This window comes from Bradyrhizobium sp. 215_C5_N1_1 (genome assembly GCF_052075935.1).
In the GTDB taxonomy this organism is placed as follows: Bacteria; Pseudomonadota; Alphaproteobacteria; order Rhizobiales; family Xanthobacteraceae; genus Bradyrhizobium; species Bradyrhizobium barranii.
Window position 1 is genome coordinate 7,098,880 of record NZ_CP197228.1, and the last position, 10,109, is coordinate 7,108,988.

At 62.5% G+C, this 10,109-nt stretch carries 8 protein-coding genes; 6 read left to right on the top strand and 2 right to left on the bottom strand.

Annotated features, from left to right (window positions below; all coding sequences use genetic code 11):
* The first annotated feature begins 77 nt into the window (after window positions 1-77).
* Window positions 78-1,238 (top strand): glycosyltransferase, encoded by a 1,161-nt coding sequence (locus AB7G19_RS34010; RefSeq protein WP_081369340.1) that lies wholly within the window; start codon window positions 78-80, stop codon window positions 1,236-1,238.
* A gap of 11 nt (window positions 1,239-1,249) precedes the next feature.
* On the opposite strand, the gene AB7G19_RS34015 is transcribed toward AB7G19_RS34010, so the two are convergent.
* Window positions 1,250-1,393, bottom strand: coding sequence for a hypothetical protein (locus tag AB7G19_RS34015; RefSeq protein ID WP_166084269.1), 144 nt, complete (start codon window positions 1,391-1,393; stop codon window positions 1,250-1,252).
* A gap of 543 nt (window positions 1,394-1,936) precedes the next feature.
* Between AB7G19_RS34015 and AB7G19_RS34020 the strand changes: the two genes are divergently transcribed.
* The 5 genes from AB7G19_RS34020 (at window position 1,937) to AB7G19_RS34040 (ending at window position 8,574) form a co-directional block, all read left to right on the top strand.
* Complete coding sequence (locus tag AB7G19_RS34020) at window positions 1,937-3,160, top strand: polysaccharide biosynthesis/export family protein (RefSeq protein WP_245344124.1); 1,224 nt, start codon at window positions 1,937-1,939, stop codon at window positions 3,158-3,160.
* A gap of 160 nt (window positions 3,161-3,320) precedes the next feature.
* Window positions 3,321-4,613 (top strand): hypothetical protein, encoded by a 1,293-nt coding sequence (locus AB7G19_RS34025; RefSeq protein ID WP_085402194.1) that lies wholly within the window; start codon window positions 3,321-3,323, stop codon window positions 4,611-4,613.
* Window positions 4,496-5,842: a glycosyltransferase family 4 protein gene (locus AB7G19_RS34030; RefSeq protein ID WP_245344128.1), complete on the top strand. Its 1,347-nt coding sequence runs from the start codon at window positions 4,496-4,498 to the stop codon at window positions 5,840-5,842. Before AB7G19_RS34025 ends, AB7G19_RS34030 begins: the two co-directional genes overlap by 118 nt.
* A 57-nt stretch (window positions 5,843-5,899) precedes the next feature.
* Complete coding sequence (locus tag AB7G19_RS34035; protein ID WP_085402131.1) at window positions 5,900-7,111, top strand: glycosyltransferase family 4 protein; 1,212 nt, start codon at window positions 5,900-5,902, stop codon at window positions 7,109-7,111.
* Between the two features lie 71 nt (window positions 7,112-7,182).
* Window positions 7,183-8,574 (top strand): hypothetical protein, encoded by a 1,392-nt coding sequence (locus tag AB7G19_RS34040; RefSeq protein WP_085402132.1) that lies wholly within the window; start codon window positions 7,183-7,185, stop codon window positions 8,572-8,574.
* Window positions 8,575-8,576: 2 nt separating this feature from the next.
* Here the strand turns inward: AB7G19_RS34040 and AB7G19_RS34045 are convergent, their stop codons facing one another.
* Window positions 8,577-9,800, bottom strand: coding sequence for a glycosyltransferase family 4 protein (locus tag AB7G19_RS34045; RefSeq protein WP_085402133.1), 1,224 nt, complete (start codon window positions 9,798-9,800; stop codon window positions 8,577-8,579).
* Between the last annotated feature and the right edge of the window lie 309 nt (window positions 9,801-10,109).

A 10,109-nucleotide genomic window follows, 5' to 3' on the forward strand; every position in this document is an offset into this window, starting at 1 on the left:
TAGCGAGGTTAGACGTGCGCCTGCAAGATCCGGCGTCTCCAGTATCTGGCGCCTTCAAGACAAGGAAGGAATGACCGTTGTCCAGCGGCCTGAAGATTCTGCATGTCGCCGAAACGGTCCGTGGCGGCATCGCGACCTACCTCAACGAGCTGCATCCGCACCAGAGCGCGAGCTTCGGCCCCGGCAACGTCAACTATGTCGTTCCCTCCGACCATCGCAGCGACCTGGTGAACATCGAGGACGACGCGGTCACCACTTTTCCGCGCGACGGACGCAACGCGGTCGGCCTGTTTCGCATGCTGTTTGCAACCATGCGCGCAGTCCGGCAGCTTCGTCCTGACGTCATCCACCTGCACTCGTCGTTCGCCGGGCTCGTGGTGCGCCCGGTGCTCTGGCTCACCTATCGGCGCTCGCGCATCGTCTATTGCCCGCACGGCTGGGCCTTCGGCCGCGAAACCGGCCGCCTCAGCCGCGAGGTGACGAAGTTCACCGAGCTCGTGCTGTCGAAATTCACCCATCGCATCGTCTGCATCTCGGAAAGCGAGCAGGCCGACGCCAAGCAGGTCGGAATCGCGGCGAATCGCCTGGTTCTTGTGCACAACGGGATTTCCAAGCAGCGTCCTGCGCTCGACAAGGGCGCAGCGCAATGGCGGTCGGAGAAGATCAAGGTCCTCTTCATCGGGCGTCTCGACCGTCAGAAGGGCTACGATCTCCTGATCGAGGCGGCGCGCGCACTCGGAGACAAGCTCGACGTGCGCCTGATCGGCGCCTCGGTCGTCAGCAAATTCCGCAGAAGCGATCTGCCCGCCAACGTCTCTTTTCTGGGCTGGATGAACCGCAACCAGATCGAGGCCGAGCTCGACCAGGCCGACATGGTCGCGATTCCCTCACGCTGGGAGGCGTTTGGCCTGGTCGCCATCGAGGCGATGCGGGCGGCCAAGCCGATCATTGCCTTCCGCATCGGAGCCCTGCCGGAAATCGTCGAAGACAATGCGACGGGCGTGCTGTGCGACGAAGTCTCGGCCGAAAAGCTGGTTGAAGGTTTTCAACGCGCAACCAGGCTCGACCTGGCTGCGGTCGGCCGTGCCGGATATGAGCGTTTCACCCGCCTCTACGACATCGAGCAGACCCACCGCACGCTTAGTCAGGTTTATGCCGACGTCGTGCATGTGCGGATGAGCGAATCCGGGCAGCAAGCGAAGTTGCAGTCCGATTTCCCGAACAATCTGCGATCGTAGCGACCGGCTGATCAGGCCAGCCGGCGGGCATCGCCCTGCGCGAACTCGCCGTCATTCACGCGTTTATCGGAGAACGACCACGCAATGGCCGACGCGACGATCATCGCGCAGGTGAGAAAGCCGGCCGCGAACAGCAGTGATCCGGTGTGCAACATCGTCTTCGCCTTCCTTTTGTTTGGCCGACCACTAGCCGGATCAGGATTAGGAAGACCTTACGGACGCCAGCGTGACGCCAGCTTCCAAATCTAAGCGTTAACGGAGGTGGAATCCCGTCGCAGAAACATTGGTCCGATGACCCGGCGAGAACGTCCGCTCTGGCGCCATGCCCGCCGCAGGACGACGAAAACACAACGCAGGATCACTCAGGACGGGATCCAACACTTGAAGTTCATGGCGATGTCATCTCGCGACAATGCCGTCGCATCTGCATGTCCGTCGCCGCGCGCTGCTCATTGGTTCGATCGCAGTCTCAATCGTGACATCGACCTGACACGTGTATGTATGGTTTGCGAACTGCTTATTTAAGAGGATGTTCCGCACAAATTTTGGACAGAGATTTCGGCGTGTATCCGCGTTCACAAGTGGCAATAAGGTCACAGCCACAAGTGCTTTACCATAAAGTCGAAGACGTAGCAGTGACTCCGCAGCACGGGATTTGTACGGTGATTCCGATTTTAGATGAGTGCGAGGGAATAGTGGTGGCTAAGACCGAACGTTTTGATTTTGATTTCGGTATTAGCCGAATCCTGGCCGCTGCTGCGATCAGCTTCTCCTTGACGGGTTGCGGTAGCTTCATTCCGTTAGACGCTCCTGATGCCGTCGCGACGCAAACAAATGCAGCGCTGATCACCGAGCCGACCGCGCCGCTCGCCTATGCCCTGATGCCGGTCAATCCGGCGATCCTGCAGGCGACCAACGCGTTCACGGACTCCGCCGGAATGGTGTTCTCCCGCCTCCCCGGCGGCAACTACCGCGACGTCACCATCGGCATCGGCGACATCGTCACCGTGACCGTATATGAAGCGCAGGCAGGCGGCCTGTTCATTCCGCGCGAAGCAGGCGTGCGGCCGGGCAACTTCGTGGACATTCCGCGCCAGCAGGTCGACCAGTCCGGCAACATCAACATCCCCTACGCCGGATCGATCAAGGTCGCAGGGCTGACGCCGCGCGCCGTTTCGAACATCATCCGCGAGCGTCTCAAGGACCGCGCCATCGATCCGCAGGCCGTCGTGAGCGTGGCCGAACAGCGCGGCAACCAGATCAGCGTGCTCGGCGAAGTCAACTCGCCCCTCCGCTTCCCGGTCGATCCGGGCGGGATTCGCCTGATGGGCGCGATCGCGCGCGCCGGAGGCCCGAAATATCCGTCCTACGAGAGCACGATCACGATCAAGCGCGAGGGCCGCACCTACAGCGAGACGATGTCCTCGGTCGTGCACAACCCCAACGAGGACGCGCTGCTCGCTCCAGGCGACGTCGTCTTCCTGACCCGCATTCCGCGCGTCTACATGGTGTTCGGTTCGACGCCGTCTCCGGGATCGATCGGCGGCACCAACAACCGTCGTTTCACATTCGAGAACGACAACATGTCGCTGGCTGAAGCCATCGCGAAGGCAGGCGGTCTCGACGGCGCCCGTGCGGACTCCAAGTCCATCTACGTCTACCGTTTCGAGCCCAAGCCGCTGCTGGAGAAGATCGGCATCGCCGTATCCCAGTTCCCGACCAAGTCGGTCCCTGCCGTCTACAAGTTCGACATGAGCAAGCCGGACGGCTGGTTCCAGGCGGATACGTTCAGGATGCGCGATCACGACGTGATCTCGGTGGCGGAATCGCCGTCGATCGAATTCATCAAGCTCATGGCCCCGCTGAACGCGGCAACCGCCAACGCGGACAACATCAGCTCGGTGGTCGTGAACTCCAAATAGCCCAACTCAGCGCGCTCAATGACGAGCGTGCAGACAAGGCGGCCCCACCCCATTGGGGCCACAGAAGAGTATTAGCCTTGTCGGGTTGACGCGAGCAGGAGTGGACACGAGCGTGACCGAGCAAAACAGGAAACGCGCCCTGCGTCGTTTCCGGATGTTGATGTGCGGGCTCTGCGTCGCGGCCGGCCTCTCATATCCTGCAGACGCACAGAATGCGCAGCCGCTCGATCAGCGCTTCCTGCTGGGCGTCGGCACGCACCAGGGCCTCGGCGGCGTCACCAGCGCCCGCGGCTATGTGCCCGCGACCGCCATCAAGCAGATGAAGGAGCTGGGGGTCACCTCGTTCCGCGACGACTTCCCCTGGTCGGATTTCGAGCTGCCCGGCAAGCGGCTCGGCTTCAATGCCCTGAACGGCCGCCTCGAGAACCAGATCAGGTCCGGCGTCGGAATCCCGCTGCTCATTCTCGGGACCGGCCATCATCTCGTCCCGAATTCCGATCCGCCGACGACCGACGAAGCGCGCCAAAGATTCGTCACCTATGCCACGGCAGCCGCGCAAGCGGTCGCATCACGGCAGCCGATCTTCGAGTTGTGGAACGAGTACAATCTCAGAGCGCGCGCGGAGCCGCTGTTCACCGTCGAAAACTATGCGACGCTCGCCCGATCGGTGCAGCCCGCGGTCAAGCAAGCGGCGCCGTCCGCGCCTTTCGTGGTCGGAGCGCTGGGCGACGATCCCGGCTGGAAATGGACCGACGCCCTGCTGAAGACCGACCTGCTTCGTATCGCGGACGGGATGTCCATTCACATCTACAACCATTGCCTGTCACCGGCCGGGCGGACCGCAGCCGAGGCGATCGAACGGCTGCAAAATCTTCATCAACGCGTCGCACAGGCGACCGGCAATCCCGACTATCCGATCTATCTGACCGAAACGGGCTGGCCGACACCAAGCGCGAAATGCGGCGTGACCGAGCAGCTTGCCGCCGACAACATGGCGCAGATCATCCTCTGGGCCTCGACCGCCGGTCCCTGGCTCAAGGGGATATGGCTCTACGAGCTGAAGGACAGTGGGACGAAGCCTGGTGAACTGGAGGACAATTTCGGCATTTATCATTTCGACAATTCGCCGAAGCCTGCCGTGTGTTCCATTCGCGAAAGCTGGGCCTTCATCCGCACCAGCCTGAAGGCAACGCGAACCACGCCGGCGCCCGGCGTCGTGCAGATTCGCAGTGACAGTGGATCGGAAACGAAACTCGCGCTTTGGTCGGAGACTGCGTCGAAGCGCTTCGAAGTTCGATTAAAAAATGCGGAACCGAATGCCGAGATCAGATATGTATGTCAGCAAGCGCCGGGCCCTGCCGCCGGCGCCTGGACGGCGTTATCGACAACGCCGTTGCTTGTCAGCGTCAAGGGCACGGCCGTGCCGGATTTCGAGATCCGGCCATCGAACTGACGCTGCGGCGGGCTGCTAATCCGAGGCTATCCTTGAAAATACTGATCGTTAACACGCTCTATCCGCCCGAGATCATCGGGGGCGCCGAAGTGTCTGTGTCGCTGCTCGCGGAGGCGTTCGTCCAGCGCGGCCATCAGGTGTCCGTGGTCTGCCTTCAGAACAAGCAGGAGCGCACGATCGACGAACTCAAGGGCGTGCGCGTATACCGCGTGCCGATGGACAACGATTACTGGCCGTTCGGCAACGACAGGAAGCCCTCCTCGGTCCAGCGCCTGAAGTGGCATCTCAAGGACACATGGAATCGCAAATCCGCGGTGCGGTTCGCCGAAATTCTCGACATCGAGAAGCCCGACGTCGTCCACACCAACAACCTCACGGGCTTCTCGGTCTCGCTGTGGTCGGAAGCCAGGCGGCGCAACATCAGGATCGTGCACACCCTGCGCGACTATTCCCTGCTCTGCAAACGCTCGACGCTGTTTCGGGGCGATGCGACATGCGCGCAGCGCTGCACCGTCTGCGCCGCCATGACGTCGCCTTATCTGCTGGCCTCGCGTATGGTCGATGCGGTGGTCTCGAACAGCCAATTCGTGCTCGACCAGCACACCAGGCTGAAATATTTCCCCGGCACCGATGGCCGCGTCATCTTCAACATCGCCGATCCGAGCTCCGTGGTGCCGTCACCAGCTTCGAGCTCGGATGATCTGATATTCGGGTTCATCGGGCGGCTCGAGGCTGAAAAAGGTATTGAGGTAGTCCTCAAGGCGGCCGAGCAGCTTCCCGACGAGGGCTGGCAACTGAAAATTGCCGGAAAAGGGCTTGAGGATTACGTGCGGGGGCTAAAAAGCCGCAGCGGAAAGAAGGTCGAATGGCTTGGCTTTGCCAAGGCAGCTCAATTCTATGCCAGCATCGACGTCTGCCTGGTGAGTTCGGTCTGGCCGGAGCCGCTGCCGCGCACGTTGATCGAAAGCATCAACGCCGGCCGGGCGACGATTTGCTCGACGGCCGGCGGGATTCCCGAGATCGCGGGGTTTTCCAATATGGTTGGGTCCTACGAGCCCAGCGATCATAAGCGACTGGGAGAATTGATGCTGAAGGCCGTCAACGAAAGGTCACACTGGAAAGTCTCCCGGCCTCCGCAGCCAGGATTTGCCGAGAGGTTTTCGGCGGATTCAGTGACAGGACAATATTTGGACGTCTATTTGAACAACAATCGAACCAACCGGCAATAAGCCGAAACGGAGATTTCAGCAAAGCCATTTGGCAGGATAGCTGGACAGACCTTTTCGATGAAGATCCTTATCACGTCATCCCTCTATCCAACGCCATTGGCACCGAAGGTGGTCGGGGGCGCGGAAACGTTCGTCCGCCGCCTCGCCGAGACCCTGGTCGGGCAGAACGACGGCGTGGAAGTGATACGTGCCGCGTCCGCATCGAACCAGCAGATGGAGACCTGCAACGGCATCGACGTGTATTCGGCGCCCGTACATAACATCTATTTCCCTTTCGCCAAGCAGCACAGTTCGCCGGTGCGCGGCATCTGGCACGCGATCGAGGACTGGCAGACAATGTCGGAGCTCGTTGCGGCGCGCATCAAGGCCTTCAAGCCTGACATCCTGCACTCGAATAATCTCTCCGGCCTGACGACCGCGGTGTGGCGGACCGCCGCCGAGCTCGGCATTCCGGTCCTGCACACGCTTCACGACTATTATCTCACCTGCCCGCGCTGCTCGCGCTTCTCGGACGGACATGCCTGCGAATCGAGCTGCATGAGCTGTCAGATCCTGACCCTTCGCCGTCGCGGGGCGACGCGACATCTGGATGCCGTCGTCGGCGTCAGCCAGCGCATTCTCGACATCCATACCCAGCTCGGCCTGTTCACGCAGACACCGCTGAAGATCGTCATTCGAAACGCCTCGACCGCCAACGTCGGCAACGCAGACACCGCGATGGTCGACGGCACCGTCACGTTCGGCTTCATCGGACGCCTGACCGAAGAGAAGGGCATCTACAATCTCGTGCGCGCCATCGCGACGATTCCGCCTGACCGGTTTCGGCTCGTCATCGCAGGCCACACAACCGAGAGCCAGCAGAAGCAGCTCAAGGCGCTCGCTCCGAATGCACGGATCGAATTTCTCGGCTTCGTACAGCCGAAGCAGTTTTACGAACAGGTGAACGTGGTGGTCGTCCCCTCGGTCTGGGAAGATCCCTGCCCGCTCGTCGTCGCCGACGCGCAGGCCGCCTGCAAACCCCTGCTCGGCACGCCGTTCGGCGGCATTCAGGAGGCGATCAAGCCTGGCGTGACCGGCTGGCTGACGTCGCCCGATCCCGCCTCGATCGCCAAGAGCATTTCGGCGATCATCGAAGCGCCGCAGCAGATCGTGGAGATGAGCGAGCGATTGAAGTCCGGCATCGACAAATGGGTTTTTGACGACGTCGTCGCCGGCTATCGCAACGTCTACGACGAGCTCACGCGCGGCCGCGGCACGCCTCGCACATAGCCGAAGCTGACGCAGATGCCGCCAATGGCCCTCAACCATCCCGCCATGTTCTTTCTCACGCATTGCCAGACATGATCAGCCTGCTCGCATTCGGCAGCTATATCTACCAGAGTGCGTCCGCGATCATTCTGATCTTCGCCGTCAGCCATATCCTCTCGCCGGCCCAGTACACCTCGTTCTCGCTGGCGCTGGCGACGAGCCAGTTGTTCTGCGTCTTCGTGTTCGAATGGCTGCAACTGGCCGGCGTTCGTTTCCTCGCCGCAGCTTCCGGAGAAGAAGCCGCGCGCCTGCGGTTCTCGCTGTTCAGCGCCGGGCTGCTCAGCGCGCTGGTGCTGCTGCTCGTCGGCGGCGTGGCGGGACTGCTGGGCACGCTCGAGACGAGCGTCGTCGCCCTCGCGCTGGCGATGGCCGTGCTGCAAGGCGCCACCGACCTCTATTTCATGATCGTCCGCGTGTCCGACCGGCTGGGGACCGCGTCCGTCCTCCTGATCCTGCGTGCCAGCGTGCTTCTGGCCGGCGCCATCGCGGGCGCGCTGCTCCACGGCACGGCTGCAGCGACGCTGTGCGGCATGGCCGCGAGCTACGGCGCGGTGCTTCTCCTGAGCCTGGTCGTGCATCGCACCTCGCTACGGCGCGCGTCGCGACGCGCCATGCTGACCGACTGGGGCAATTTCTGCCGCTATGGCATCATGGCTGCGGCCGCCTCCGTCATTCATCTCTCCGTACCCGTCACCTTGCGCCTGATCGTGATCGCCACGCTCGGCCGCGCGTCGACCGGAGCGGCCGGCTTCTCGATGGCGATCGACCTCCTGCAACGCCCGTTCTCGGTCCTGGTGGCCGCCATTCACACCGTCTGCTATCCCAATGTCGTGGTCCAGTTCGAGCGCGGCGTCGACGGCGAAGCGCGCAGGGCCAGCGCCCGCATGCTCGAATTCATCCTCTGCGCGACGATCGTGATGCTGGGCGGGCTGATCGGCCTCCTGCCCGACGCGGCGCATCTGTTCGTGCCCGCCGATCTGCTGGTCGATTTCCTCAACGCGGCGCCGGTCGCGGCGATCTTCTACTTCCTCCACACCCACCTTCAGGCCACGCTCGCGATCGTGCCGCATCTAACCAAATCGGCGACGAGACTGGTCGTCGTCGCGGCGTGCCAGCTGCTGCTGGTGTCGGCGGCATCCTCGATCGGCGCGTTACTGCACATATCGGTGGCGGGACAGATCGCGAGCGCGGCCTTGGCCACCGCGCTCATCATCCTCTTCGCCAGCGGTCCGCTGATCCGGTTCAGGGCGGCGCCAAGGGCGCTGCTGATCCTGGAAGCGACCGTTGCGGCCGCCGCGATCGCGATGCTAGCGGCGGCTCCGTCGGACTCCCTGACCTGGCTCGCGGGAAAGATCGTCTTTGCCGGCCTCGCCGTCGTTCTGGTGACGTGGCGAGGCGATCTGCTGGCCTCGGCACGCAGTTAGGATCAGGCCTTCACCGCGTGAGCCAGCGCGTTGCCGCTGGTATCGCCGGTCAAACCGTAGATCCTGAGAGTCTCGTCGACCATCGGCCCGACACCGAAATATTGTTGGGCGCGCGCAAGAGCATTGCGCGACAGCGCGGCGCGCATCGCGGGGTCGGCCACCTTCTCGAGCGCACCGACGAGCGCGTCGACGTCCTCGAACGGGACGATGAAGCCGGTCTGGCCCTGGATGATCTGATCAGTCGCGCCGCCCGCCGGAGTCCGGACCGGAATGAGGCCCGTCGCCATGGCTTCGGCAACGCCGAGCGGGAATCCCTCGAACCGGCTCGGCAGCGCGAACACGTCGGCGGCCCAGAGGATTTCGCGGACGTCGCCCATGAACCCGAGGAACTTGAAGGTGTCCTTGTCCTTCTCGCCAGCATAAGCGAACGACTTGATTTCCTTCTCGCGCTCGGCTCCGCCGCTGCCGACAAAGTAGCATTTGATGTCGATCGGCGGAGAACTGGCGCCGTCGCGGATCTTGCGCGCCGCCTTGATGAGGAGGTCGTGGCCCTTCACCCAGGCGAGACGGGCTGCCAGCAGGCACATGAACTCACCGTCGGCAACGCCGAATTTCGCGCGCGCATCGCGGCGCTCGGCATCCGAGGGCGGCCGGAAATGAACCGTGTCGACGCCGCCATAGACCTTGGCGATCCGGTTCTTGCCGAACAGCACGTAGCGGCGCAGATGCCGGAGCGATTCCTCCGACATCAGAATGAGGGTGTGGGGAAAGAAGAGGTTGAAGAACAGGACCTGGACCGGGCTGAAGGTCGATTGCGGCGCATTCTGCACCTTCTCGATGTTCCCGAGCACCGAGGGATGATAGGTCGCAACGCAGCGCGCGCCGGTGAGCAGCGCGAGCAGCCGGCCCCACATCAGCATGCCCAGCCCGTGGACGTTGATCACGGTGATGTTGTTCTTCCGGATCAGCTTCAACAACCGCATGAAGATCGACAGCGAAGGCAACTTCCGAAGTCCCGGAATGACGTGCCATTCCTTGACGGCCGCCGCCAGCTTCTGACGCTTGTATTCGGACTTCTCGTCCGAGCGCACGGCACCGGAGACCAGGTGGATCTGCACGCCCCGGCCATGCAATCCCGTGGCCAGGGTCTCGCAATAGGATGCAATCCCGTCATTGCAATTCACGACCTCAACCAGAAACATGACATTCGGGGCGGGATCTTGCATGGGAATGGCCTTACTCCGTTCAATCGACGACATTTCGGTCAGTGCTTAGCGGCAAATTCCATGCCGTGCCAGCGGTTTGCCCGCAACAGCGTTGCGCGCCTAACATATTGACGTTGCGGATCTGCGACACTCCGCCCCGGCACTGCAGACGACGTCCGAAGTCCGCTTCTCGGGTTCGCGCCTTCCGCCGGAAGTCGGCGTTCCCTTCAAATTCCGCAAGCAACGCCCGGTTGAAACGTCCCCCGGCCCCTTGCCCGCCGGGTCCGCGACCGATTGTCCCGCCGTCAACGCACCGATCGCCGCACCTCG

Coding starts and splice junctions, on each gene's coding strand:
- AB7G19_RS34015 (WP_166084269.1), bottom strand. CDS start 1,393: ATGTTGCACACCGGATCACTGCTGTTCGCGGCCGGCTTTCTCACCTGC.
- AB7G19_RS34030 (WP_245344128.1), top strand. CDS start 4,496: ATGTCAGCAAGCGCCGGGCCCTGCCGCCGGCGCCTGGACGGCGTTATC.
- AB7G19_RS34045 (WP_085402133.1), bottom strand. CDS start 9,800: ATGCAAGATCCCGCCCCGAATGTCATGTTTCTGGTTGAGGTCGTGAAT.
- AB7G19_RS34035 (WP_085402131.1), top strand. CDS start 5,900: ATGAAGATCCTTATCACGTCATCCCTCTATCCAACGCCATTGGCACCG.
- AB7G19_RS34040 (WP_085402132.1), top strand. CDS start 7,183: ATGATCAGCCTGCTCGCATTCGGCAGCTATATCTACCAGAGTGCGTCC.
- AB7G19_RS34025 (WP_085402194.1), top strand. CDS start 3,321: ATGTGCGGGCTCTGCGTCGCGGCCGGCCTCTCATATCCTGCAGACGCA.